Genomic DNA, 24,533 nt, shown 5'->3' on the forward strand with positions numbered 1-24,533 from the left:
GTAGCGCCGGATGCCGGTGGCGCGCGGACCCGCTCGCCCACACTGACAGGAAGACCGACCATGCCTACCCCCGCCACCCGACACCGACGCCGTTCCAGCGCCTGGCCGCGCCTGGTCCTGTGCGCCTGCGCCCTGCTGGGCGGGGCGGCCCGGGCGCAGCAGGGCGCGGCCGGGGAAACGCCCGGCGCCGGCTGGAGCGTGGGCGGCTTCGGCACCGTGGGCGTGGCGCACTCGAACGAGCGCGCGGCCGACTACACCGGCAGCTATTTGAATCCGGCCGGCGCCGGCCACAGCCGGGCCTGGAGCCCGGACGTCGATACCCGCCTGGGCCTGCAGGCCGATGCGCGTCTGGCGCCGGCCTGGTCGGCCACCGTGCAGCTGGTGGCGGAGCGTAAGCTGGACGGTGGCTACCGGCCCGACGTGGAATGGGCCTACGTGACGTACCAGGCCACCCCCGACCTCAGCCTGCGCCTGGGACGGGCCGCGATACCGCTGTTCCTGTCCGGCGACTACCGCAAGGCCGGCTATGCGCTGCCCTGGGTGCGGCCGCCGGTGGAACTGTACGACGCCATCCCCATCGGCCGCAGCGACGGCCTGGACCTGGGCTACCGCTGGCAGGCCATGGGCATGAGCCAGCTAAGCCAGCTGGTGGCGGGGCGCACCAGCGTGTCGCTGGGCGGCGGCAAGCGCGCCACCGGCCGCCACGCGCTGGGACTGTCGCATACGCTGACGCGGGACAAGTTGAGCGTGCGCGCCAGCGTGCTGTCGAGTGTGCTCTCGGTGGACATCATGGACGAGCTGTTTGACGCCCTGCGCGCCTTCGGCCCGCAGGGCGGGACGCTGGCGGCACGCTACGAGATCCGGGCCAAGCGCACCACCATGGCGGCGCTGGGCTTCAGCTACGATCCGGGCGCCTGGTTCCTGATGGGCGAGATGGGCCACCTGACTGCCAATTCCATGCTGGGCGACAAGCTGGCGGGCTACCTGAGCGCCGGCTACCGCCACCGCAACCTGACCCCTTACCTGATCGTGTCGGCCGCGCGCGCCGGGATGGAAACCGCCAGCCCGGGCCTGGACCTGGGCGGGCTGCCGGCCGCGCGGGTGGCCGCGGGCGCGGCCCTGAACGCGGGCCTGAACCAGGGCCTGTCCGGCATCACGCGCCAGCACACGGTGGCGGCCGGCGTGCGCTGGGACTGGCGCCGCAACCTGGCGCTCAAGCTGCAGGCCGACCGCGTCACGCCGCACGCCGGCTCGACCGGCACTTTCATCAATGTGCAGCCGCAGTTCCAGTCCGGCCGTCCGGTCGCGGTGGTGAGCGCGGCGCTGGACTTCGTATTCTGACGGGGCCGGCATGGGTATCCTCCGTTTACTGGCCACGGCAGCGCTGCTGGTTGCGCTGGCGGCGCCGGCGCAAGCCGCCGACCTGGTGGTGGTGGTCTCGGCCCACAGTCCGGTCAATGCCCTGCGCGCCGACCAGGTGGCCGAGATCTTCCTGGCCCAGAACGGCCACTTTCCCGGCGGCGAGGATGCCGCCGCGCTCGACCTCCCGGTGGGCCATCCGCTGCGCGACGAGTTCTACGCCAAGGTGGCGGGCAAGACCCCGGCCATGATGAAGGCGCACTGGACCAAGATGGTGTTTACCGGACGCGGCCAGCCCCCGCGCGAGGTGGCCAGCAGCGCGGCGGTGCGCAAGCTGGTGGCCGACAATCCGGGCATGATCGGCTATATCGACCGCTCGGCGCTGGACGCCAGCGTCAAAACCGTGCTGGTGCCGCGATGAGGGCCCTCCACAGCCTGCGCCGCTGGCTGCGGCGCGGCATCGACACCCATGTGTCGGCGCCGCTGTTCTCCCTGCTGCTGCTGGGGGCGATCTGGGGCCTGACCTGGCACATGATAGAAAACGACCGCGCCACGGCCCAGGAAGCGGCGGCCGACTCGCTGCGCGAGCTGCTCGATACCTACGAGGCCCAGGTGGCGCGCGGCCTGGCCGGCATTGACCAGAACCTCAAGGTGCTGAAATACGCGGTCGAGCTCAAGGGCGCGCTGGGCGCGCTGCCGGAGCTGCAGCGCGAAGGCCTGCTGCCGCCCGGCGTGGTGTTCGTGGTCAGCATCGTCGACCGCGAGGGTCGCACCGTGGCCAGCAATCCGGCCGCGCTGCCGCTGTCGGTGGCGGACCAGGATTACTTCAAGTTCCACCGGAACCATGACAGCGGCGCCACCTACGTCAGCCAGGCCCGCCGCGACCAGGCCAACCTGGAGTGGCATCTGCATTTCACGCGCCGCCTCAACGACGCGCGCGGCCAGTTCGCCGGCATCGTGATCGTGGAGGCCGATCCGGCCTATTTCACCAGCAGCTACGAGCATGGCCGCCTGGGCGAGCAGGGCCTGCTGGCGGTGGTGGGCGCCGACGGCGTGGCGCGCTCCCTGCGGGTGGGCGACAAGGTCAGCTTCGGCCAGTCCGAGCGTTCGCGGCCGGGCGCCGGCGTGGAAGCGAGCGGCTGGGATTACGTGCGGCGCTACGGCGCCTCGCGCGAACTGTATGGCAGCGGACTGCGGATCGAGGTGGGCCTGGCCGAGAGCGAGCAGATGGCCGGTTTCGAGCGCCAGCGCCGGGCGCGCCTGTGGGAAGCGAGCTTCGCCAGCATCGGCCTGGTCCTGCTGGCGGGGCTGGTGTGGCTGTGGGCCTGGCAGGGCGCGCGCAACCGGCGCCGCGTGCGGCGCGCGCAGGAGAACTATGCGGCCGCCTCCGAAGCCAGCATGGACGCCTTCTTCATGCTGCGCGAGGTGCGCGACGGGCAGGACCGCATCGTCGATTTCATCGTGGTGGCGGCCAACAGCCGCGCCGAGCGCATGACCGGCTACAGCAAGCAGGAGCTGCAGGGCATGGCGCTGCTGCACCTGCTGCCGGAGGCGCGCGCCAACGGCGTGTTCGACCTGCTGGTGCGCGGCAGCCGGGCCGGCGGCGTGCACGAGGCGGAGTGGGACCACTATGCGCACCGCACCGGCAAGCGCTGGCTGCACCAGCAGGTGGTGCGGGTCGAGGACGGGGTGGTGGCCATCGTGCGCGACATCACCGAGCGCAAGCTGGCCGAAGAGCGCATGCTGCACATGGCGCGCCACGACACCCTGACCGGGCTGCCCAACCGCAGCCTGATCGCCGATCGCCTGAGCCAGGCCATCCTGCAGGCGCAGCGCAGCGGCGGCGCGGTGCTGGTGGCTTTCATCGACCTGGACGGCTTCAAGCTGGTCAACGACGGCCTGGGCCACAACGCCGGCGACGAATTGCTGAAGGTGGTGGCGGGACGCATGGACGGCTGCGTGCGCGGCGCCGACACGGTGGGCCGCTTCGGCGGCGACGAGTTCGTGCTGGTGCTGCCGGAGCAGCCCGATGGCGCGGCCGCCACCGTGATCGAGCGCATCCGCCAGGCCGTGCTCAAGCCGATACAGCTGGGCGGCCAGGAAGTGCAGGTCAGCTGCAGCATCGGGGTGGCCGTCTATCCGCGCGATGGCGCCGACACCGACACCCTGCTGATGAACGCCGACTCGGCCATGTACCGGGCCAAGGAAACCGGCAAGAACAATTGCCAGTTCTATACCCAGGAGATGAACGCCAGCCTGGAGGAAAAACTGGCGCTGCTCGACGGACTGCGCTGCGCGCTGGCGCAGGGCCAGTTCCGCGTCGTGTACCAGCCCAAGGTGGAATTGCGCACCGGCCACATGTTCGGCGCCGAGGCCCTGGTGCGCTGGCAGCATCCGCAGCATGGCATGGTGGGGCCGGACCGCTTCATTCCGCTGGCCGAGGAGAGCGGCATGATCGTGGCGCTGGGCGAGTGGGTGCTGCGCAGCGCCTGCCTGCAGGCGCGCGCCTGGCAGGAGGCGGGATTGCCGCCCTTGCGGGTGTCGGTCAACGTATCGGCGCGTCAGTTCGAGGATGCCCAGCTGGTGCAGCGGGTGGCGGCGGCGCTGGCCCATAGCGGACTGGAACCGCGCTGGCTGGAGCTGGAGGTGACCGAGTCGCTGATCATGCGCGACATGCAGAAATCGGTGGCCAGGATGGCGCAGTTGAAGGACATGGGGGTGTCGCTGTCGATCGACGATTTCGGCACCGGCTACTCCAGCCTGTCGGCGCTCAAGTCCTTCCCGATCAGTACCCTGAAGATAGACAAATCCTTCGTGCGCGACCTGGCCACCAATGCTGACGACCAGGCCATCGCCAGCGCCATCATCGCGCTGGCGCACCGCCTGCACCTGCGCGTGATTGCCGAGGGCGTGGAGACCGAGCAGCAGCGCGGCTTCCTGCACGATAACGGCTGCGACGAGATGCAGGGCTACCTGTTCAGCCGCCCGCTGCCGCCGGAGGCGCTGGGACAGCTGCTGGCCCGCCAGGTGGCCGGCGCGCCGATGATGAAGGTGCTGGCGCCGCCCGGCCCGCGGCTGGTGGCCTGAGCGCCTGCCAAGCTGGCGCGTCCTCCTGGGGAGGAGCGGTCCCCTGCGTCCTAGTAGACGTCGCGGCGGTAGCGGCCTTGCGCGGCCAGCTGTTGCATGCCGTCCTGGCCCAGTATCTGCGTGAGGGCGGCGTCGACGCCGGCGGCCATGCCTTGCAGGCTGCCGCATACATAGACCACGGCGCCCTGGTCCAGCCAGGCGCGCACTTCGGCGGCGCGGGCGCGCAGGCGGTCCTGCACGTACTCGCGGTGGGCGCCATCGCGCGAATAGACCAGGTCCAGCTGCGGCAGCATGCCGGCCGCCTGCCAGGCCGCGATCTCGTCCGCGCACAGCTGGTCGTGGGCCTGCTGGCGCTCGCCGAACAGCAGCCAGTTGCGGGACTGGCCGGCGGCGGCGCGGGCGCGCAGGTGGGCGCGCAGGCCGGCCAGGCCGGAGCCGTTGCCGATGTAGATGGCGGGCAGGCCGGCGTCGGTACCGGCTGCGGCGCGGAAGCCGGGATTGGGGCGGTGCCGCAATGGTATTGCTTCGCCCATGGCGGCGGCGTCGGTCAGCCATCCGGAGCACAGGCCCAGGCCGTCGGCGTGGCGTTCCTGGCGCACCAGCAGGCGCAGCGCGCCGTCGGCCGGCAGCGAGGCCACCGAATAGCTGCGCGGCGCGGCGCCGGCCTGCGGCGGCAGGATGTCGACCAGGTCGCCGGCCTGCCAATCCCGGGCCGGGCCATGCAGCGCGATTTCAAACAAGGGGCCGCCCTGGCTGCCGGGGTTGAGCAGCGTGCGTTCCACCAGCCGCCAGCTTTGCCATGCACTGGCCGGCACGGTATCGGCCAGCGCCACCTGGCGGGCGCCCATGCCGGCCAGCCGGGCGCTCCAGCGCTCCAGCGCGGCGGGATCGCCGTTGTCCACTTCCACCATGGGGAACAGCGGCTGCGCGCCCAGCGCCTGCAGGCGCTGTTCCAGCTTGCGGCCGAAGCCGCAGTAGTCGCTGTAATTGCGGTCGCCCAGGGCCAGCACGCCGATGCTGACACCGGCCAGCGACGGCGCGCCCGGCTGCGACAGGCGCTGCCAGAAGCGGCGCGCGCCGTCCGGCGCTTCGCCATCGCCATGGGTGCTGACCGCCAGCAGGATGCGGTCATAACGGGCCAGCTCGGGCGGCTCCAGCTGCTCCAGCGGCCGCAGCTCGACCGCGCCGCCCGCACCCACCAGCGCGGCGGCGCTGCGCGTGGCCAGGCGTTCGGCGGTACCGGTCTGGCTGGCCCATGCCACCAGCACGGCGCCGGGCGCCACTGCGGCGCCGCGCGCACCTGCTGCGGCGGCCTGCAGCCCGGCCCGCTCGGCCAGCACGGCGCGCTTGCCGGCGCGCCGTTTCAGGTACAGCGTCCAGCCGGTGACGCCAAAGCCGGGCAGGGCCAGCGCCGCCAGCATCATGGCGATGCGGCCTGGCAGGCCGAAGTAGGTCCCCATGTGCAGCGGATAAATGGTGCTCAGGGCGCGGTCGGCCAGGCCCTGGGCCGCGTAGCGCTCATCCTGGGTGACGCGGCCGTCGGCCTGGATGACCATGCGGCTGCGGGCCCGTTCATGCGGCGCGTCCTGTTCCAGCCAGTTGATCTGCAGCGCCTTTCCCGGCTGCTCCGGCACCCGCAGCGTGGCCTGCTGCCAGCGCGGAGCGCGCTCGAGGAAGGCGCGCCAGGCCGGTTCCAAATCCGGTGCACCGGCCTTGGCGGGCAGCGCCTTCCTGTCCTTGGCCTTGGCCGGGCCGGCGCGGGACGCCTCGCGCGGCGGCCGGCCGGCCCAGGCGTCGATATTGTCCCGCACCACGTCGAAGCTCCAGTAGATGCCGGTGGCGGCCAGCACCAGGTACAGCGGCAGCACCCAGGTGCCGGCCACCGCGTGCAGGTGCCACAGGAAGGGCCGGCCGCGCAGTGCGGGATCGAAGGTCAGCCAGGTGCGCCAGTCCAGCGCCCGGCGCGGCCAGCGCAGGTACAGCCCGCTGGCCGCCATGCCCATCAGCAGCAGGGCCAGGGTGCCGGCCACCATCCGGCCCGGTTCGCGCGGCAGCAGCAGCCAGCGGTGCAGGTCTTCCACCCACTCGACCACCTCGGCGCCACGCAGCGCGGGCTGGCGCGCGCCGCTGTAGGGATCGAGATAGACGCTTTCGCCGCGCCGCTCACCGGGCGGCGGGGCATAGATCACGCGCGCCGCCGCGCCCGGCGCATTGCCGAGCATGATGGTATTGACGCGCTGCCCATGGCCGTCGCGCAGGGCCGCCGAAAGCAGCTGGGCCGGCGTCAGCACCGGCGCGGCGCGAGGCGCCACGTGCCGCACGCCGGGGTTGACGGCGTCCAGTATCTCTTCGCGGAAGGCCAGCAGCGCGCCGCTCAAGCCGATCAGCATCATGACGCTGCCGGCCGTGATGCCGATCAGCCAGTGCAGCTGGAACCAGGCCTGGCGCCAGCCGGGCAGGCGGACAGTGCGCCGGCGGGGGGCGGCGCGCGTGGCGGCGGGGCTATCGGGCGGCGTGGCGGCGCGCGCCTGCGGGGAAGTGGGGGACAGTGCGGGCATGGACGTGGAATTCCGGACAATGCGCCATCATACTATAACTGAGAATGATTATCAGTTATGTCGTAAGCCCCGGAATTGTTGCATGCGTACAGGGAAAAAACCATGGCGTCGGTATAATCATCCGAACCGCCACCATGACCGCCTCCATGACCATACCCGCCGCTCCCCACCCCCATCCCTTCCTGCATGGCGGCGGCCAGATGGGCGAGCTGATCGCCGCCCACGACTGGGGCGCCACTGCGCTGGGCCCGCTGGCGGACTGGCCGGGCTGGCTGAAGAACCACGTCGCCATGCTGCTGCGTTCGCGCGTGGCCATCATCATCCTGGTGGGCGAGGGCGGCGTGATGATCTACAACGACAGCTACCGCGACATCGCCGGCGGGCGCCATCCGGACATCCTGGGCGCCGAGGTGCGCGCCGGCTGGCCCGAGGTGGCCGAGTTCAATGACCACGTGATGAAGACCTGCCTGGGCGGCGGCACCCTGGCCTTCCGCGAGCAGGAGCTGGTGCTGCTGCGTTCCGGCGTGCCGGAGCGGGCCTGGCTCAACCTCGATTATTCGCCGCTGCCGGACGACCAGGGCCGCCCGGCCGGGGTGATCGTGATGCTGGCCGAGGCCACCAGCCGGGTGCTGGCCGAGAACGCCGTGCGCGCCAGCGAGAAGCTGTTCCGCAGCATGGCCTCGTCCATGCCCAACCAGGTATGGGCGGCCGGCGCCGACGGCCGGCTGGACTGGTTCAACCAGCAGGTCTACAGCTACAGCGGCAAGCAGGAGGGCGAACTGGATGGCGCCGGCTGGACCGACATCGTCCATCCCGGCGACGTGGCGGCTGCCTCGGTCCTGTGGCAGGCCGCGGTGGCGGCCGGCCGGCCCTACGAGACCGAGTTCCGGGTACGGCGCCACGACGGCGCCTGGCGCTGGCACCTGGTGCGCGCCACCCCCATCCTGGGCGAGCACGGCGCCATCGTGCGCTGGGTCGGCAGCAATACCGACATCCAGGACCAGAAGGAAGCGGCCCAGCTGCTGCTGCACATGAACGAGATCCTGGAGCAGCAGGTGCAGCGCCGTACCGCCGAGCGCGACCGCATGTGGCAATCGTCCTCGGACGTGATGCTGGTGACGCGCATGGACGGCACCGTGGTGGCGGTCAACCCGGCCTTCACCCGGTTGCTGGGCTGGAGCGCGGAGGACCTGGTGGGACGCTCGGCCCTGGAGCTGATCCACCCGGACGACCTCGACGCCTCGCGCGCCGAGCTGGCCCGGCTGGGACGCGGCGAGAGCACCTTCAAGTTCGAGAACCGCAACCGGCGCAAGGGCGGCGGCTACGCCATCCTGTCATGGACGGCGGTGGCCGAGCAGGAATTCGTGCACGGCGTGGGGCGCGACATGACGGCCGAGCGCGAGGCCGCCGAGGAGGTGCGGCGCACCGCGCTGGCGCTGCAGCAGGCCCAGAAGATGGAAGCCATCGGCAAGCTGACCGGCGGCGTGGCGCACGACTTCAACAACCTGCTGCAGGTCATCGCCGGCAACCTGCAGCTGCTGGGCGCCGACGTGGCCGGCCAGCCTGCCGCCGCGCGCCGCGTCGAACAGGCCCTGGCCGGGGTGCAGCGCGGCGCCAAGCTGGCCAGCTACCTGCTGGCCTTCGGCCGGCGCCAGGCGCTGGACCCGCGCGTGGTGCGCATCGGCCGCTTCATCGCCGGCATGGAGGATATGCTGCGGCGCAGCCTGGGCGAGGCCATCGAGATCCGGACGGAGATTGCCGACGGCCTGTGGAACACCCTGGTGGACACGGCCCAGGTGGAGAACGCGGTGCTCAACCTGTGCATCAATGCGCGCGACGCCATGGACGGCGTCGGCAAGCTGTCCATCGAGGTGGGCAATGTGCTGCTGGACGAGCAGTCCGTGCTGGAGCATCCCGAGCTGCGGCCCGGCCAGTACGTGATGATCGCCGTCTCCGACACCGGCAGCGGCATGACGCCCGAGGTGCTGGAGCAGGCCTTCGATCCATTCTTCTCGACCAAGCCGGAAGGCAAGGGCACCGGGCTCGGACTGTCCATGGTGTACGGCTTTGTCAGGCAATCGGGCGGCCACGTGAAGATCGACAGCACGCCGGGGCAGGGCACCACGGTCAGGCTGTATCTGCCGCGCTCGTTCGAGGCCGAGGACCGCTCGGCCCAGCCCGAGCCGCAGCCGGTGGTGGGCGGCGACGAGACCATCCTGGTGGCCGAGGACGACGAGGGGGTGCGCGCCACCGTGGTCGAGCTGCTGCGCGGGCTGGGCTACACGGTGCTGGAGGCCGGTGACGGCGCTGCCGCGCTGGCGCTGCTGCAGGACGGCGCGGCGGTCGACCTGCTGTTTACCGACGTGGTGATGCCGGGACCGCTGCGCAGCCCCGACCTGGCGCGCCTGGCGCGCGAATCGCGCCCCGAGCTGGCCGTGCTGTACACCTCCGGCTATGCCGAGGACGCCATCGTGCACGGCGGCCGCCTCGATCCCGGCGTCGACCTGCTGGGCAAGCCCTATACGCGCGAGGCCCTGGCGCGCAAGATCCGCCATGTGCTGGCCAACCGCCGCCAGCGCCTGCAGGGTGCGGCGCTGCTGGCGGAGGCCGCGTCCGCCGCCGCGCAACCAGCGCCCGCCGCCATCGTGGCCGGCGCAGGCCCGGCCGACGCCATGCCGGCCGCCATGCCCGACGCCGGTGCGGCCGCCGCCATACCGGCCGGCGGTCCGGACGTGCTGCTGGTCGAGGACGATCCCGAGCTGCGCGCCACCACCGCCGAGCTGATGGAACTGCTCGGCCATCCGGTGCTGGCGGCGGCCGACGCCGCCGGCGCCCTGGAACTGCTGCGGCGCCATCCGGTGCGCCTGATGCTGACCGATATTTCGCTGCCGGACCTGGGTGGCGAGGAACTGGCGCGCCAGGCCCGCCAGCTGCACCCCGGCCTGCGCATCGTATTTGTCAGCGGCCAGCAGCCGCGCGTGCAGCTGGCTAACAGCAGCGTGCTCCTGAAACCCTTCAGCGTGGACAAGCTGATGGGCGTGCTTGGCGCCACGGCAAGCTGATCCACAGGCCCAGGGCCTGCGCTTTGACGCCGCGCAAGGCGCGCTCCCTCGACCGTTTTACCCTGCTCAGGTCACGGTCAAAAAAAGGAGCGGCCATGCGCTTTAGCAAGATGATGAAGGTCGCGTCCAGGACGGCCTCCACGGCGGTTCTGCCGGCCCTGCTGTCAGTCCTGCTGCCCGGCTGCGCCAGCCAGGCCCCGGTAGCGTCCGGGCCGGTGCTGGCGATCACGCCCCAGCTGCTCGATGCGGAGCAGGCCCGGCGCGCTTCCCCACCTGCCGCCGGCGTCGGACTGCAGGCGCTGGCCGCCGTATCTCCCGCGCCGTACACCATCGGCGTGGGCGACGTGCTGGCGGTGGTGGTGTGGGACCATCCCGAACTGAGCTCGGCGTCGCTGCGCGAACAGGGCGACGGCGTGCAGGCCGGGCCCCAGGTCGGCTTCGTGGTGGACCAGCAGGGCCGCATCGAATTTCCCTATGCCGGCACGGTGGCGGTGGCGGGCCTGACCCGCGAGCAGGCGCGCGCGGCGCTGGCCACGCGGCTGGCGCGCTACTTCCGCGAGCCGCGCGTCACGCTGCAGGTGCAGGCCTACCGCAGCCAGCGCGTGTACGTGGACGGCGAGGTCAAGACCCCCGGCCTGCTGGGCATGGACGACATCCCGATGACGGTGCTGGAAGCCCTGAACCGCAGCGGCGGCCTGCTGCCCACGGCGGACCAGAGCCGCATCACGCTCGAGCGCGGCGGCGTGCGCCACCGGCTCGACCTGCGCGGGGCCGGCGCGCTGCCGTCCGCCGTGCTGCTGCGCGACGGCGACCTGCTGCGGGTGCCGCCGCGCGACGAGAGCAAGGTATTCGTGGCTGGTGAGGTGCTGGCGCCGCGCTCCCTGCCCATGCATGACGGCCGCCTGACCCTGAACGAGGCCCTGGGCGAGGCCGGCGGCCTGCAGCCGGGCGCCGACGCCAGCCAGGTCTACGTGGTGCGCCACACGCCGGACGGGCCGCGCGTGTACCGGCTGGACGCGCGCCGCGCCGAGGCCCTGGCGCTGGCCGAACGCTTCGAGCTGCAGGCGCGCGATGTCGTCTACGTGGCGGCCTCGGCGCTGACCAACTGGCACCGCGCCATCAGCCAGCTGTTCCCGGGCGAGCTGTCCTCGGCCGTGGGCGTGGGGCGGCCATGAGCGCGGACGGCGCCATGGCCCCGTCCGGGGCGGGACTGCCGGGCCATCCGCTGCGCGGCCTGGCGGCTGCCCCGCCGCCGCTGGCGCGTCCGCCTGCTCCGCCGCCACCCGATCCGGGCGTGCTGGAGTGGCGCACGGTGGCGGCCCAGCTGGCCGCGCAAGGCTGGCTGATCGCGGCCGTGGCCCTGCTGTGCACCCTGGCCGCGCTGGCCTATGCGCTGGCGGCCCCGCCCGTGTACGAGGCCAACATGCTGATCCACGTGGAAGAGGAGAGCCCGAACGCGTCCAAGAACATCCTGAACGAAGTGTCTTCGCTGTTCGAGACCAAGAAAGCGGCCATCGCGGAAATGGAGCTGATGCACTCGCGCCTGGTGGTGGCCGGCGCGGTAGACCGCCTGGGACTGGAGATCGAAGCCGTGCCGCGCTATTTCCCGCTCGGTGGTTACTGGCTGGCCTCGCACCAGCCCGGGCGGCTGTCGCGTCCCGGGCTGCTGGGACGCGGTGGCTATGTGTGGGGCGACGAGCGCATCGAGGTGGACCGCTTTGAGGTGCCGGCGTCGCGCTACGGGCAGGAGTTTGCCCTGATCGCGCTGGGCGGCGGCCGCTACCGTCTGGCGGACGCAGCAGGGCGGGAGCTGTTCCAGGGTGACGCCGGACGCGCGTGGCGCTGGAATGGTCCCGGCGGCCCCATCACGCTGGACGTGGCGCGCCTGGACGGCCTGCCGGGCGCCCGCTTCAGCCTGCGCCGCATCTCACGCCTGCAAGCCGTGGAGCAAATCCAGCGCGCCCTGCGCATTGCCGAGCAGGGCAAGCTGTCCGGCGTGATCGAGGTGCGCCTGGAGGGGCGCGATCCGCGCCGGGTGCACGCCATCCTGAGCGAGATCGGGACCCAGTACCTGCGCCAGAACCTGGCGCGCCGCACCGAGGAGGCGGAAAAGGCGTTGGCCTTCCTCGACCAGCAGCTGCCTGGCCTGCGCCAGCAGGTGGAGAAGGCGGAAGCCGCCTACAACCGTTTCCGCAGCGCCAACCACAGCGTCAACCTGGACGAGGAAGTGCGGCTGGCCCTGCAGCGCGCGGCCCAGTTGCAGGGTGAACAGTCGGCCCAGCGCCAGAAGCGGCGTGAGCTGCTGGGCAAGCTGACCCCCGAACATCCGCAGGTGGCGGCGCTGGACGCCCAGCTGGCCGCCACCGGCGCCGAGATCGCGGCGGTCGAGCAGCGCATCCGCCAGCTGCCGCTGCTGGAACAGGAGGAGGCGCGGCTGGCGCGCGAAGTCAAGGTCAGCACCGACCTGTACACGGCCCTGCTGAACACCTCACAACAGATGCGCTTGCTGGCCATGGGCCGCATCAGCAATGTGCGCCTGGTCGACCTGCCGCAGGCGCCGGAGCGGCCGATCCGGCCCAACCGGCCGATGGTGGTGGCGCTGGCGCTGGTCACCGGGCTGTTCCTGGGCGCCGTGCTGGCCTGGGCGCGCGGCGCCTGGCGCGCCGCCCTGGCCGGCCCCGAGCAGGTCGAATCGCTGCTGGGCGGCCAGGCGGTGCACGCGGTCATCGCCCACAGTCCGGTGCAGGCCCGCCTGCGGCGGCGGGCGCGGCGCCGGCCGCAGCCGCCGCTGGCCCTGGCCGCGCCTCACGAGGCCGCCATCGAACAGTTGCGCGCGCTGCGCGCCTCCCTGGACTTTACGCTGCCGCACAGCCGCAACCAGGTGCTGTGCCTGGCCGCGCCCGCGCGCCGCAGCGGCGCCGGCTTTCTGGCTGTCAACCTGGCCCTGCTGTGCGCGGCGGCCGGACGCCGCGTGCTGCTGGTCGATGCCGACCTCGGCGGCGGGCGCCTGCACCTGGCCTTTGGCGCCGATCCCGGCCACGGCTTGGCCGACGTGCTGGCCGGCGTTGTCGCGCCGCAGGCTGCGGTGCGGCGCGGCGTGGCCGGCCAGCTGGATTTTTTGCCATGCGGCAGTGTCCGGCCCCACGCCGACCTGCTCCAGCACGGACCGCTGGCGGCCGCCCTGGAACCGCTGGCGGGCCGTTACGACCTGGTGCTGTTGGCGGCGCCGCCGGTGCTGGCCGGCGGCGGCGCCATGGTGGCGGCGGCCCACGCCGGCAGCGTGTACCTGGTGGCGCGCGCCGGCCACACCACGCCGGCCATGCTGGTGGCCTCGCTCAAGCGCCTGCAGCAGTCGGGCGTGGCGCCCCAGGGCGTGCTGGTGAACGGCGTGCGCGGCGCCATGCCGGCCCGCGGCGGCAGTGCCCTGGCGGCCTGTTGAATATCGGTCGGTCTTTATCTTAACCAAGATTTTTCCGAAATCCATTGAACTATAGAATTTGATTCAGATCAAACCTTGCCCATTCACTTGAAGAAGGCAAGGAACTCTGATGAAAACTCAGTTCAATCCATCATCGGCTCTTTCTCATCAACGGCGGCTGCGGGCTGCACAGGCCAGCCGCGCGCTTGCCGCCTGCAGCGCCTGGGCGGTATTGTTGTCCGCTTGCGGCGGGGGCGGGACGGGCTCCGCGCCGCAAGCGGACAAGTTGCTGGCCGATACCAACGGCGGCGCCGGTGTGGCGGAGGCCGGCTATAACGCCAGCGCCACGGTGGCCACGCTGTACGTGGCCACCAGCGGCTCGGACAGCAATCCCGGCACGCAGGCCGCGCCGCTGGCCAGCATCGCCAAGGCGGCCAGCCTCGCCGGGCCCGGCACTACGGTGGTGGTGGCGCCGGGCCGCTACCCTGGCGGCATCCTGACCACGGCCAGCGGCACGGCCACGGCACGCATCCGGTATGTGTCCAGCACGCGCGGTGGCGCCGTCCTCGTGCCGCCGGCCAGTTCAGGCAGCGCCATCGGCTGGGAGAACCGGGGCGCCTATGTCGACATCGAAGGCTTCGAGGTGGATGGCAGCGCATTCCAGGCGGGCACGCGCTGGACCACCGGCATCCACGCCAGCGGTAGCTACGATGTACTCAGGAATAACCATGTGCACCACATCGCCAGCAGCGGCGCCTGCTCCGCCGGGGGCGGCATAGGCGCCGACAGCTATTATGGCGGCGTGGCCATCGACGTGCTGGCCAATGCGGTGCACGATATCGGGGCGCCCGGCTGCATGACCATGTATGGCATCTACAGCTACGCGGCCAACAGCGACGTCAAGAACAATCTGGTGCATGGGGTCTCGTATGCCGGTGTGCGCCTGTGGCGTGACGCCGCGCACGACAATGTGATCAACAACACGATCTTCGCCGTCCACACGGGTATCGTGGTGGGAGGCGGCGAGCCCTACCAGGGCGGCACGCTGAACGACTATACCCGGGTCGCCAACAATATTGTGTACGACACCGTGTATGGCGTGATCGAACTCGGCGCCGTGGGCGCCCACAACAGCTATGCCAACAACCTGATGTCCAAGCAAAGCGCCTATCCCTACTTGCTGTTCGGCGGCGCCGTGGCCAGCGCCACGGTGGCGGCCGGCCCTGGTTTCGTCAACTATGTGCGCGCCGGCGGCGGCGACTACCGCCTGGCGGCGCTATCGCCCGCCATCGACGCAGGGGCCGCCCTCGAAGCCCCTGCCACCGACTTTAGCGGCGCCGCCCGGCCGTCAGGCGCCGCATTCGATATCGGCGCTTATGAATACGCGGCCGGACCGGCCCCCACGCCCGCCCCCAGCCCGGCGCCCGCTCCCGGCCCGGCGCCCGCTCCCAGCCCCGTGCCGAATACGCCCTATCACCTGTATGTGGCCAGCAGCGGCTCGGACAGTGCGGCCGGGACCCAGGCCGCGCCGCTCAAGACCATCGCGCGCGCGGCCGCGCTGGCCAAGCCGGGCACCACGGTGCACGTGGCGCCCGGCACCTATCCGGGAGGCTTCAAGACCACCGCCAGCGGCACCGCTTCCGCGCGCATCTACTATGTGTCGACCACCCGCTGGGGCGCCAGGATAGTGCCGCCGGCCAGCTCCAGCAACGACTCGGCCTGGGACAACCGGGGCAATTATGTCGACATCGTCGGCTTCGAGATCGACGGCAGTGCGCGCCAGGGCGGCACCGCCTGGCTGCACGGCGTCTACAATGGCGGGTCCTACGACGCCATCCGCAACAACCATGTGCACCACATCGCCACCGCCGTGCCCTGCAATGGCGCCGGCGGCTCGGCCATCGGGGTGGACAGCTACTACCACGGGGTCAAGGGCGATGTCATCGGCAACCTGGTGCATGACATCGGCCCGGCCGGCTGCAGCTATGTCCAGGGCATCTACATGAGCACCTCGGGCAGCGTGCAGAGCAATGTGGTGTACCGCGTGGCGGAGGCCGGCATCCACCTGTGGCACGACGCCACCGATGTCATCATCGCCAACAACACGGTGGTCAATTCGCACACCGGCATCATCGTGGGGGGCGGCGACTTCTACTTCACCTCGGCTGGCGCCGACAACACGCACGTGGTGAACAACATTGTGTATGACAACGTGTACGGCATCTCCGAGCAGGGCAAGACCGGGACCCACAACACCTATAGCAGCAACCTGGTCTACCAGAACAGCAGCTACAACTTCAGCCTGCGCAATGGGCTGAAGGCGACCGCTACCGTGTCGGCCGATCCGCAGTTCGTGGCTTACAGCCGCACCGGCACGCCGGACCTGCACCTGCGCAGTACTTCGCCCGCCCGGGGGACCGGCACCACCAGCTACGCGCCCGCCACCGACATTGATGGCGCGGCGCGCAGCCCGGTCGGCATGGGCGCTTACCAGTAGCGGCTGCGGCGGGCAAGGTGGCTAGGGCGTTGTCGGCGCTGCGCCGGCGGCGGACCAGGGCGTAGCTGCCGTCGCTGCCGTACTGCCGTGGCTGGCGGCCTGCGGGCAGGGATGGACCGGACCGCCGCTCAGGGCGCCGCCCGTCCGGCGCGCGCCGCCGCGCCGGCCAGGCGGCTGCGCAGCCAGTTGCGCAGGGTCCCGGTCTGGGCCTCGAACGGCAGGTGCACCAGGTAGCACAGCAGTACGGTGGCGGCCAGCATGGCGGCGTAGACCGGCAGGCTGCCGGCCTGGTCCGGCGCCAGCGGCTGGCCGCCGCGGTAGGCCCACAAGGCCCGCATCAGCGGCAGGTGCAGCACGTACAGCGTGAACGAGAAGCCGGCCAGGAAGGTACCCGCAGCGCGCAGCAGCCGCACCGGGGCGGACGGCGCCGCGCGCGCCGGCAGGCTGCACAGGGCCAGCGCCAGCAGCGCCCCGAACAGCAAGTCCTGGGGCAGCGAGGCCAGGCTCTGGTCGTCCTGGTATCCCAGCACCCGCAGTGCCGTGGCGGTGGCTCCCAGCAGCAGCCACAGGGCCAGGCAGGTGCGCGGCCCGGCCTCGACCCGCATCCGCGATGCACCGGCGCCCAGCAGCCACAACAGGAAGTAGGCGCTGATGGCCGTTCCCAGCAGGGCGGCGTAGGCCAGCGCCGCCGCCAGGGCCGCCGCGCGCTGTCCGGTGGCGCGCGCCGTGGCCGCCCACAGCAGCAGCGGGAATAACAGGTAATAGGCGGTCTCGTTGGCCAGGCTCCATAGCGGGAAATCGTCGCCAAAGCAGGGCAGCAGCACCGTCTGCAGGCCCAGCAGATTGCCCAGCAGGGTGGCGCCCGACCACAGCCCGTCCGGGGCGAAGCTGGGCCTGCGCGGGTCCAACGTGCCGTCGCCCAGCTTCAGCGCCAGCATCAGCAGGAAGCAGGGCAGCAGCACGGTCCATAGCCGCGTCAGCCGGTCCAGCGCATAGTGCCGGTAGGCGCCGGGCTGGCGGTGGCGGTCCAGCAGGCTGCCGCCCACCAGCCAGCCGCTGATCACGAAGAAACACACCACCGCCAGGTGGCCGAAGCCGGTCCAGAACGCCAGTCCCCAGTACCACCAGGCCGCATCGCGGGCCTGCTGCAGGCCGGGATAGGCCAGCGCCCGCAGGTGGGCCGCCGCCACCTGCAGGGCGGCCAGGCCGCGCAGCAGGTTGAGCGCCAGGTGGCGCCAGTCGCCGTTCTCCAGCCGCCCCTCGGGCAGCCAGCGCAGCGGCGGCCGCCACGGCAGCAGCGCCGCCACGGTGGCTGCCAGGATGCGCAGGTCTGTCCACAGGCTGCGCTGGCGCACATAGGCCAGGTAGTGCGCCAGCTTGGCTGGCAGGATGGCGTGCAGGTAGACCTGTTCGGGATCGGCGGCGCCGGCCAGCAGCGCCGCTTCGTCGCGGTAGGCCAGGGCGGCGCGGTCGGTGATGCCGGGCGCCACCGACAGCACCAGGCGGCGCTGCGGCGCCGGATAGCGCGCCACGTAGCGCGGCACCTCGGGACGCGGACCAACCAGGCTCATGTCCCCCAGCAGCACGTTGAACAGCTGCGGCAGCTCGTCGAGCTTGTGGCGCCGCAGCCAGCGGCCGGCGCGCGTGACACGGGCGTCGCCGCCGGCCGTCAGCGCCGGGCCGCCGCAGCCGTCGCGCATGGTGCGCAGTTTGTAGATGCGGAACGGCACGCCATGGCGTCCCACCCGCCACTGGCGGTACAGCGCCGGCCCCGGACTGTCACAGCGCACCCATGCCGCCAGTGCGGCCAGCACGGGCGCCAGCAGCAGCAGGCCGAGCAGGGCCGCCGCCAGGTCGAACAGGCGTTTGGACGATAGGCTTAACATAGCAGCTCCTGTAGCGCCGCCACCACGCGCTGCTGGTCGGCGTCGCTCATGCGGGTGTACAAGGGCAGGGTGACCAGGCTGGACCAGGCCGCCTCCGCGTGGGGAAAATGCTCCGGCCGCAGGCGGTAGCGTTCGCGCCAGTAGGGCTGGCGGTGCAGCGGAATGTAGTGCACGCTGGTGCCGATGCCGCGCGCCGACAGTTGTTCGATCAGGGCGTCGCGGCCGATGCCGGCGCCGGGCAGCAGCCGCACCGGATACAAATGCCAGGCGTGCTGGCCGTCCGGCGGCGCGTCCGCCGGCAGGCGCAAAGGCAGTCCGGCCAGGCCGGCCGCATAGCCGGCCGCCAGCGCGCGCCGGCGCGCCAGGAAGCGTTCTATCTTGGCCAGCTGGGCCAGCCCGATGGCGGCCGCCAGGTCGGTCATGTTGTACTTGTAGCCGGGCGCCACCACCTCGTAGTACCAGGCCGGGCGCGGCGAGACGTAGCGCTCGAAGGCGTCGCCGGCGATGCCGTGCAGGCGCATCAGCCGCACCCGCCGCGCCAAGGCGGGATCGCGGGTGAGCACCATGCCGCCCTCGCCGGTGGTGATGGTCTTGTTGGCGTAAAAGCTGAACACGGCGGCATCGCTGTCCAGGGTGCCCACCAGCCTCCCATGGTGCATGGTGGGAAAGGCGTGCGCGGCATCCTCCACCACGCCCAGGCCATGGCGCCGCGCCAGCGCCAGGATGGCGTCCATGTCGCAGGCCAGCCCGCCGTAGTGCACCGGCACGATGGCCCGTGTGCGTGGCGTGATGGCGGCCGCCGCGGCGTCCGGGCAGATATTCAGGGTGGCCGGGTCCACGTCCACGCAGACCGGATCGGCGCCCAGGTAGCGCACCACTTCGGCGGTGGCGGTGAAGGTCATGGTGGGCACGATCACCTCGTCGCCAGGCCCCAGGCCGAGCGCTTCCAGCGCCAGGTGCAGTCCGGCTGTGGCGGAGTTGACTGCCAGCGCATGCAGGCCTTCCCCGCCCAGGTAGGCGGCGAAGGCTTGTTCGAAGCGGCGCATGGCGGGGCCGCTGCTGAGCCAGCCGGAGCGCAGGCAGGCTAGTACGGCCTCGGATTCCTCGGGGCCGAGGTCGGGCAGGGCGAAGGGCAGGAAGGCGGGCTGGTTCATGGCATGGCTCCATAGTCGGGTCCGGCGCAGGCATCCAGGAAACGCTGCGCCAGTACGGTGTAATCGAGGTGGGTGCGGGCGTGGCGGGCGCCGCGCTGGCCCATGGCATGGCGCTGCGCCGGCCCCATGCGCAGGAGAGTCTGGATGGCGGCGGCCAGGGCGGCCGGGTCGGCCGGCGGCACGCTCAGGCCGCAGCCGGTTTCCGCGACCGGGTCGTTGGCCGCCTCCACCGCATGCACCACGGGCAGGCCGGCCAGCATGTAGTCGCCCAGCTTGTTGGGGGCGATGCCGTAGCGGTACAGCATGCTGCGCGGCCAGCCCAGGTAGGCCATGTCGAGCTGGGCCAGCAGGGTGGGCACGGCCGCGCGCGGCAGCGGATCGAGGAAATGGACCTGGCCCAGGCCCTCGCGCAGGGCGCGCCTGCGCAGGGCTTCCTTGTCCGGCCCGTCGCCGGCCAGTACCAGGCTGAGCGGCTCGTGGCGCAGCCGGACGGCCGCGTCCAGCAGGGTGCCGAGCGCGTTGGCGGCGCCATGGCTGCCGGCGTAGCCCAGCACCGGGCCGCGCCGCCGCAGGCCGTCCAGCAGTTCCTGGACGGCGGCTGGCAGCGCTGCGCGCCGGCGCCAGCCGTCCAGGTCGACGCCGTTGGGGATCACGTGCAGGCGGCGCAGGTCCAGCCCGTGCGCGGCCAGGTGCGGGCCGGCGTGCGGCAGCAGCGAGATAACCCGCTGGGCGTGGCGGCAGGCATGGTCCTCGGCCGCCTGCAGCCAGCGGATGAAGGGGTGGTACGCCGGCATGCCGCCCAGCTGCATGGGCGTGAGCGGCCACAGGTCGTGCAGTTCATACACTAGGCGCGCGCCGCAGCGGCGGGCGATGGCGTGGGCGCTCCAGATGTCGGCCGGGTAGGTGCTGGAGGCGATCACCAGTTGCGGCCGTTCGGCGGCCAGGGCGCGGCGGTCGCGGTGCAGGGCGGCCAAAAAGGCCGCCATGTTGCAGGCCCGCCGCAAGCCGTTGCCCTGATAGGAGGGCGCCGAGTACCAGCGGTAGGCGATGCCGTCGATCTCCTGGTCCAGCCGCGCGGCCCGGCCCAGCTCCGGCTGGCGCGCCCGCAGGTGCGTATGCGCGGCGGCCACGATGCGCACCCGGTGGCCGGCCAGCGTCCAGGCCCGCGCCAGGTAGTAGGGCCTGAATTCCATGCCGTGGCGCGGCGAGCCGGCATAGTGGTTGATGAGCAGGATGTCCATGGGTCACCAGCGCCATTCCTCGGCCAGGCGCAGCAGGTTGTGGCGGCTGCGGTCCAGCCAGTTGGTATGCCATTGCACCGGGTGGGTCAGCAGGCAGATGCGCTGCAGCCGCCCCAGCGCGGCCTGCGGCGGCTGCGGGTGGAACCAGCGCGGCGGCGGCCGGTCGCTGATGTAGCCGTCCAGGCTGTCGAGCAGGCGCGCGTCGTAGCACTCGCAGGCTATGCCGCAGCGCCGCCGCAGGGCAGGGTCGGCCAGCAGTTCGTGGTTGGCCACGCCCAGCCGGCGGTTGGCGAAGTCGCCGTGGCTGGCCACCGTGTGCAGCTTGCGGCCCAGTGCCTGCTCGATGCGGTGGAAATTGGCTTCGAATTCGGCCCGCATCTCGGGCAGGCGGGCGCGCACGGCGCCGGCCTCGCGCAGGCCCCAGCGCTTGGCGCAGGTGGCGATTTCCTCGTAGTGGTAGCTGGCCTCGCCGCCGTAGTCCTCGATGGCCCGCATCAGGCCGTAGTCCAGCGTGCACAGGCGGAAGTAGTAGCTGGCGCGCACGCCGTGGCGCTGCTCCAGCGCGAACAGCTTGCGCGTGGTGCGCAGGTCGCTGTCGATATCGTGGCGGTGCACCAGGTAGCGCCGGCCGGCTTCGCCGCCATCGAGGGCGCGCAGGTAGTCGCGCACCGGCAACTGGCGGTAGCCGGCCGCCTCGGCCTGGCGCAGCAGGGCCGCGTACTGCGGCAGGCGCGAGGGCATCAGGTAGTCGCCATACAGGCGCAGCAGCAGGGCCTTCATAGCAGGCTGTACTGCACGCGGTAGGGTTGGAAGCCGAACATGCGCTTGAAGTTCTGCAGTCCGGGAGGGGCGCCGAAGAAGGTGTCGTACATCAGGTAGTCGGGGCCGGCGCCTGCGCTGCGCTCGGCCACCAGGCCCGCCGCGATGCTGGCCACCAGCAGATGCATGATGCCGTCGTTGTTGCGCAGCCCCAGCAGCTGGGAGAAGGCGGCGAAGTTGCCGTAGCGGCCCACATTGCAGTAGGCGCATAGTTGCCCGTCGCGGTTGAATACGCCCAGGTAGCGATAGTTGGGCATGCTTTCATAGTGCTCGACCCTGCGCAAATACTGTTCTGCCATGGGGCGGCCCTGGCGCTGCAGCAGGCTGGTATTGATGGCGTGGATCTCGTCCACGTAGGCGTTGCGGTCGACGTCGGCCAGCACGTAGCCGCGCTGGCGCGCGCGGCGCAGCATGTTTTGCGGGCTGGGCTGGAGCAGGCGCAGGCTGTCCAGGTAGGCCGCGTCGCTGGCGTGGACGCGCAGGTCCAGCAGCGCCGCCCCCATGGCCTTGTGGCGGAACACCTTGTAGCGCGGGTGCGGGCGGGTGAAATTGTGGTAGGTGGCGCGCACTTCCTCCGGGTTGAGGGCGGTGTCGAAACACAGGCGGGCGTGCGGCAGGCGCGCCACCTGCACGGCCAGCTGCCAGGCCTGGCGCATGGACGGCCAGATCGGGATGTCAGAGTTGTTCATAGAAGGAGATCAGTTTGTGGGATTCGGTATGCCAGTTGTAGTGGGCGGCCACGGCCTGGCGGCCGTTGTCGCCCATGCGGCTGGCGAGCTCGGGGTGGTCCAACAGGTAGTCGATGGCGGCGGCTATGGCGGACGGTTCCAGCGGATCCACGCACAAGCCGCAGCGGGCCCCGTCCACGATGGCGCGCCAGCCGGCGAAGTCGGAGGCGATCACCGGGATACCGGCCGCCATGTATTCGAACAGCTTGACGGGCAGGGCGTCGCGGTGGTGGGCCAGCGGATGCAGGGTGACCAGGCCGGCGCGCGACTGTCCCAGCAGCGCAGCGACGGCCTCGCGTCCCAGGCGGCCGTGGGCGTCGACCCGGCGCCAGCCGGGCGCGGCGCGCATCTGCGCCGCCAGCGCCGGTTCGCTGAATTCGCCGGCCAGGACCAGCCGCGCCGGGCTGCGCAGCAACTCGCAGGCGCGCACCAGCTCGCGGATGCCGCGGATCTCGCTCAGGCCGCCCACGTAGCAGACCTGCACCGGTCTGGCCTCCCAGGCTGGCCCGGGCGTGAACTCTTCCAGCAGCGGGTAGTTGTTGACGTCGATGGTGCGGGGCTGTAGCGGCAGGAACCAGTCGCGGATGTGCGGCGTGGCGGCCACCACGCCGTCCAGGCGCGGGCAGGCGTGGCGCAGGTAGCGCGTGGCCGCCAGCGCGGCGGCGCGGCGCGCCCACGGCGGCAGGTAGGGCTTGCCCAGCAGCTGCAGCGGCAAGTCTTCGTGGGCGTCATACAGCACGGTCTTGCCGCGCCGCTTCAGGCGCAGGGCGGCCGGCAGCAATTCCGGGTCGTGCACGTGGTAGACCTGGGAGTCCAGCGCCACGGCTGCTTCCAGCACGCGCGCGGTGGCCAGCGCCATGCGCCGCCAGCGCCCGGGCGCGGCGCCGGCGTCGACGATGCGCACGCCATCGCTCCAGGCTGGACCGCGCCCGTCCGCCACCACCAGGCTGACGCGGTGCCCGTGCGCAGCAAGGCTGCGGCACTGCTTGCCGAAGATGCGCACGTCGTCACGCGGATGAGCCGAGCTCATGTGGACTACGTCAGCCATGGTGGCCTCCCGTCTGGTAGCGGCCGTAGGCGCCCAGGGCGGCGCCGATCAGCATGTCGGTGAAGTAGTGCGAGGTGCACAGCAGCAGGATGGTGATGGCCAGCAGCGACCAGGGCAGCAGGAAGCCGGGCGCTGCGGAACGGCGCAGGTAGCCGCTGGTGGCCAGCCGGGCGGTCGGCACGGCCAGCAGGGCGGCCAGGTACAGCATGCCGGCCAGCCCCAGGTCGACCCAGGCCGACAGGCCGTTGTGGGCATAGTAGCCGCTGTGGTAGCTGGCGTAGTCGCCCAGCAGCGGGTGCGCTTCGATGGTGCGCCAGGCCTGCAGGCTGAGCTGGTGGCGCAGCTGGGCCGAGGTCGAGTGCGACAGGTCGAGCAGCTCCAGGGTGCGGTTGTTGGGCAGCAGCCTCAGCACCGAGGGCAGGGCGGCGTGGGCGGCGCCAGCCAGCGCCGCCATGCCGGCCAGCAGGCTGATCTTGTGGCGCACGCAGTGCAGCTCGACCAGCGGCAGCAGGAACAGCAGGGCGGCGAACTCGCTGCGCGCCGTGTTGACGAACAGGGTGGGCAGGCCGAGCGCGTACAGCAGCCAGCGCTGGCGCGCCGACGGCGCCCAGGCCAGCACCGCCACCAGGGTGGTCAGGTAGGAACGCGAGAAGCCCTGGTAAGTGGCCACGCTCTCGGGATCGCGCGCCGCGCCCAGCGCCCCCAGGTAGAAGGCGCCGTCGACGGCGAAGCTGAACACGGTGGCCGACATGCCGAACAGGCTTAGCAGCAACAGCAGGCGGAAGCGCGGACGGCCGAAGTCGGCAGTCCTGAAGATGATGTACAGGTCTACCAGGAACACGATGCCGAGCAGGTGGTGGTTGACGATGGTGGGATTGGCGCCGCTGGCCGCGTGCAGGGCGATCAGCACCAGGAAATAGGCCAGGAAGCCCAGCAGCGCCAGGTCGGTGTGGCCGGGGCGCGGCGCCAGGCGCCGGTAGCGCAGCAGCAGGGGAGGCAGCAGGGCCATGGCGACCACGGCGAAATAGCCGCCCAGCACGGCCCGCATCAATCCCAGTCCGAGCAGGGTGTGATAGGCGAAAAAGCCGGGGAACAGCAGCCAGAACCCCAGCTCGGCCACGTTGTAGCGTTCATCCGGCCGCATGGCGCCTCCCGGCCGCGCCGGCTGGACCCGCATAGCGGTAGGACAGCTGCAGGTAGCGCAGGTAAAGCAGCGCATAGCCGGCCGCATAGGCCAGCACCGCCTGGCGCAGGGTGAGCGGGGCCAGGAATACGGCGGCCGTCATGGCGAACAGGGCGACCTGCCACAGCAGCTCCGCGCGCTGCTGGCCGGCGATGTAGAACACATAGCTGAGCGGCCCGGCCACGAAGTTCAGATAGTACAGCGGCGCCAGCAGGCGAGCCAGTTCGCCGCCCTCGCGCCATTGCGGCCCGAAGACCCAGCCGAACAGGGCCGGGGCAGCCGCCAGCAGCAGCAACAGTGGCGGGAAACCCAGCAGCAGCAGCGCGCGCAGGGCCTGGCGGTAGGCCGGCCGGCAATGCCCGTACTCGCGGTATTGCTGCACCGATTCGCGCTTGAACACTTCCAGCACGGAGGCCGCCAGCAGTCCGACCGGGGCGCCCAGCACCCGCTGGGTGAGAGCCAGCAACCCGGCGGGGGGGGGGGGGGGGGGGGG

At 71.6% G+C, this 24,533-nt stretch carries 15 protein-coding genes and 1 pseudogene; 7 read left to right on the forward strand and 9 right to left on the reverse strand.

Annotated elements, in window-relative coordinates:
* The first annotated feature begins 60 nt into the window (after positions 1-60).
* From ACLB1G_RS05420 to ACLB1G_RS05430, 3 genes are read left to right on the forward strand one after another with little or no spacing between them, the layout of a single operon-like run.
* Positions 61-1,341, forward strand: coding sequence for a hypothetical protein (locus ACLB1G_RS05420; protein WP_491626168.1), 1,281 nt, complete (start codon positions 61-63; stop codon positions 1,339-1,341).
* A gap of 10 nt (positions 1,342-1,351) precedes the next feature.
* Positions 1,352-1,780: a type 2 periplasmic-binding domain-containing protein gene (locus ACLB1G_RS05425; protein ID WP_491626169.1), complete on the forward strand. Its 429-nt coding sequence runs from the start codon at positions 1,352-1,354 to the stop codon at positions 1,778-1,780.
* The gene (locus tag ACLB1G_RS05430; RefSeq protein ID WP_491626170.1) at positions 1,777-4,446 is read left to right on the forward strand and encodes a bifunctional diguanylate cyclase/phosphodiesterase; all 2,670 of its coding nucleotides are present in this window, start codon (positions 1,777-1,779) and stop codon (positions 4,444-4,446) included. Before ACLB1G_RS05425 ends, ACLB1G_RS05430 begins: the two co-directional genes overlap by 4 nt.
* 50 nt (positions 4,447-4,496) lie before the next feature.
* Here ACLB1G_RS05430 and ACLB1G_RS05435 read toward each other — a convergent pair whose 3' ends face one another.
* The gene (locus tag ACLB1G_RS05435) at positions 4,497-7,004 is read right to left on the reverse strand and encodes a PepSY domain-containing protein (protein WP_491626171.1); all 2,508 of its coding nucleotides are present in this window, start codon (positions 7,002-7,004) and stop codon (positions 4,497-4,499) included.
* 146 nt (positions 7,005-7,150) lie between these two features.
* Between ACLB1G_RS05435 and ACLB1G_RS05440 the strand changes: the two genes are divergently transcribed.
* From ACLB1G_RS05440 to ACLB1G_RS05455, 4 genes are all read left to right on the forward strand, one after another.
* The gene (locus ACLB1G_RS05440) at positions 7,151-10,066 is read left to right on the forward strand and encodes a PAS domain S-box protein (RefSeq protein ID WP_491626172.1); all 2,916 of its coding nucleotides are present in this window, start codon (positions 7,151-7,153) and stop codon (positions 10,064-10,066) included.
* Positions 10,067-10,161: 95 nt separating this feature from the next.
* On the forward strand, positions 10,162-11,241 hold the full coding sequence (locus ACLB1G_RS05445; RefSeq protein ID WP_491626173.1) for a polysaccharide biosynthesis/export family protein: 1,080 nt from the start codon (positions 10,162-10,164) through the stop codon (positions 11,239-11,241).
* On the forward strand, positions 11,238-13,505 hold the full coding sequence (locus ACLB1G_RS05450) for a GNVR domain-containing protein (protein WP_491626174.1): 2,268 nt from the start codon (positions 11,238-11,240) through the stop codon (positions 13,503-13,505). Before ACLB1G_RS05445 ends, ACLB1G_RS05450 begins: the two co-directional genes overlap by 4 nt.
* 265 nt (positions 13,506-13,770) lie before the next feature.
* A complete protein-coding gene (locus ACLB1G_RS05455; RefSeq protein WP_491626175.1) occupies positions 13,771-15,981 on the forward strand; it encodes a right-handed parallel beta-helix repeat-containing protein in 2,211 nt (736 codons plus the stop codon).
* 128 nt (positions 15,982-16,109) lie between these two features.
* Here the strand turns inward: ACLB1G_RS05455 and ACLB1G_RS05460 are convergent, their stop codons facing one another.
* The 8 genes and pseudogenes from ACLB1G_RS05460 to ACLB1G_RS05495 all read right to left on the reverse strand — a co-directional run.
* Positions 16,110-17,867 carry a sugar transferase gene (locus ACLB1G_RS05460; RefSeq protein ID WP_491626176.1) on the reverse strand — a complete coding sequence of 586 codons (1,758 nt, stop codon included), beginning with the start codon at positions 17,865-17,867 and terminating at the stop codon, positions 16,110-16,112.
* The gene (locus ACLB1G_RS05465; protein WP_491626177.1) at positions 17,861-19,021 is read right to left on the reverse strand and encodes a DegT/DnrJ/EryC1/StrS family aminotransferase; all 1,161 of its coding nucleotides are present in this window, start codon (positions 19,019-19,021) and stop codon (positions 17,861-17,863) included. Before ACLB1G_RS05465 ends, ACLB1G_RS05460 begins: the two co-directional genes overlap by 7 nt.
* Positions 19,018-20,262 carry a glycosyltransferase family 4 protein gene (locus ACLB1G_RS05470; protein ID WP_491626178.1) on the reverse strand — a complete coding sequence of 415 codons (1,245 nt, stop codon included), beginning with the start codon at positions 20,260-20,262 and terminating at the stop codon, positions 19,018-19,020. The genes ACLB1G_RS05465 and ACLB1G_RS05470 overlap by 4 nt, the downstream gene beginning before the upstream one ends.
* 3 nt (positions 20,263-20,265) lie before the next feature.
* Entirely contained in the window at positions 20,266-21,042 is a 777-nt protein-coding gene (locus tag ACLB1G_RS05475; RefSeq protein WP_491626179.1) for a polysaccharide deacetylase family protein, read from the reverse strand.
* Positions 21,039-21,770 (reverse strand): hypothetical protein, encoded by a 732-nt coding sequence (locus tag ACLB1G_RS05480; protein ID WP_491626180.1) that lies wholly within the window; start codon positions 21,768-21,770, stop codon positions 21,039-21,041. The genes ACLB1G_RS05475 and ACLB1G_RS05480 overlap by 4 nt, the downstream gene beginning before the upstream one ends.
* Positions 21,757-22,857, reverse strand: coding sequence for a glycosyltransferase family 4 protein (locus tag ACLB1G_RS05485; protein WP_491626181.1), 1,101 nt, complete (start codon positions 22,855-22,857; stop codon positions 21,757-21,759). Before ACLB1G_RS05485 ends, ACLB1G_RS05480 begins: the two co-directional genes overlap by 14 nt.
* A complete protein-coding gene (locus ACLB1G_RS05490) occupies positions 22,850-24,001 on the reverse strand; it encodes a hypothetical protein (protein ID WP_491626182.1) in 1,152 nt (383 codons plus the stop codon). Before ACLB1G_RS05490 ends, ACLB1G_RS05485 begins: the two co-directional genes overlap by 8 nt.
* Positions 23,988-24,533, reverse strand: a pseudogene (locus ACLB1G_RS05495) (lipopolysaccharide biosynthesis protein); the annotation flags it as partial. The gene ACLB1G_RS05490 and the pseudogene ACLB1G_RS05495, both read right to left, overlap by 14 nt.

Source organism: Duganella kummerowiae, from assembly GCF_053572355.1.

Excerpts from the sequence above, each read along its gene's own strand:
- ACLB1G_RS05460 (WP_491626176.1), bottom strand. The coding sequence starts at position 17,867 with ATGTTAAGCCTATCGTCCAAACGCCTGTTCGACCTGGCGGCGGCCCTG.
- ACLB1G_RS05425 (WP_491626169.1), top strand. The coding sequence starts at position 1,352 with ATGGGTATCCTCCGTTTACTGGCCACGGCAGCGCTGCTGGTTGCGCTG.
- ACLB1G_RS05490 (WP_491626182.1), bottom strand. The coding sequence starts at position 24,001 with ATGCGGCCGGATGAACGCTACAACGTGGCCGAGCTGGGGTTCTGGCTG.
- ACLB1G_RS05465 (WP_491626177.1), bottom strand. The coding sequence starts at position 19,021 with ATGAACCAGCCCGCCTTCCTGCCCTTCGCCCTGCCCGACCTCGGCCCC.
- ACLB1G_RS05435 (WP_491626171.1), bottom strand. The coding sequence starts at position 7,004 with ATGCCCGCACTGTCCCCCACTTCCCCGCAGGCGCGCGCCGCCACGCCG.
- ACLB1G_RS05430 (WP_491626170.1), top strand. The coding sequence starts at position 1,777 with ATGAGGGCCCTCCACAGCCTGCGCCGCTGGCTGCGGCGCGGCATCGAC.
- ACLB1G_RS05470 (WP_491626178.1), bottom strand. The coding sequence starts at position 20,262 with ATGGACATCCTGCTCATCAACCACTATGCCGGCTCGCCGCGCCACGGC.
- ACLB1G_RS05475 (WP_491626179.1), bottom strand. The coding sequence starts at position 21,042 with ATGAAGGCCCTGCTGCTGCGCCTGTATGGCGACTACCTGATGCCCTCG.
- ACLB1G_RS05420 (WP_491626168.1), top strand. The coding sequence starts at position 61 with ATGCCTACCCCCGCCACCCGACACCGACGCCGTTCCAGCGCCTGGCCG.
- ACLB1G_RS05485 (WP_491626181.1), bottom strand. The coding sequence starts at position 22,857 with ATGGCTGACGTAGTCCACATGAGCTCGGCTCATCCGCGTGACGACGTG.
- ACLB1G_RS05450 (WP_491626174.1), top strand. The coding sequence starts at position 11,238 with ATGAGCGCGGACGGCGCCATGGCCCCGTCCGGGGCGGGACTGCCGGGC.
- ACLB1G_RS05445 (WP_491626173.1), top strand. The coding sequence starts at position 10,162 with ATGCGCTTTAGCAAGATGATGAAGGTCGCGTCCAGGACGGCCTCCACG.
- ACLB1G_RS05480 (WP_491626180.1), bottom strand. The coding sequence starts at position 21,770 with ATGAACAACTCTGACATCCCGATCTGGCCGTCCATGCGCCAGGCCTGG.
- ACLB1G_RS05440 (WP_491626172.1), top strand. The coding sequence starts at position 7,151 with ATGACCATACCCGCCGCTCCCCACCCCCATCCCTTCCTGCATGGCGGC.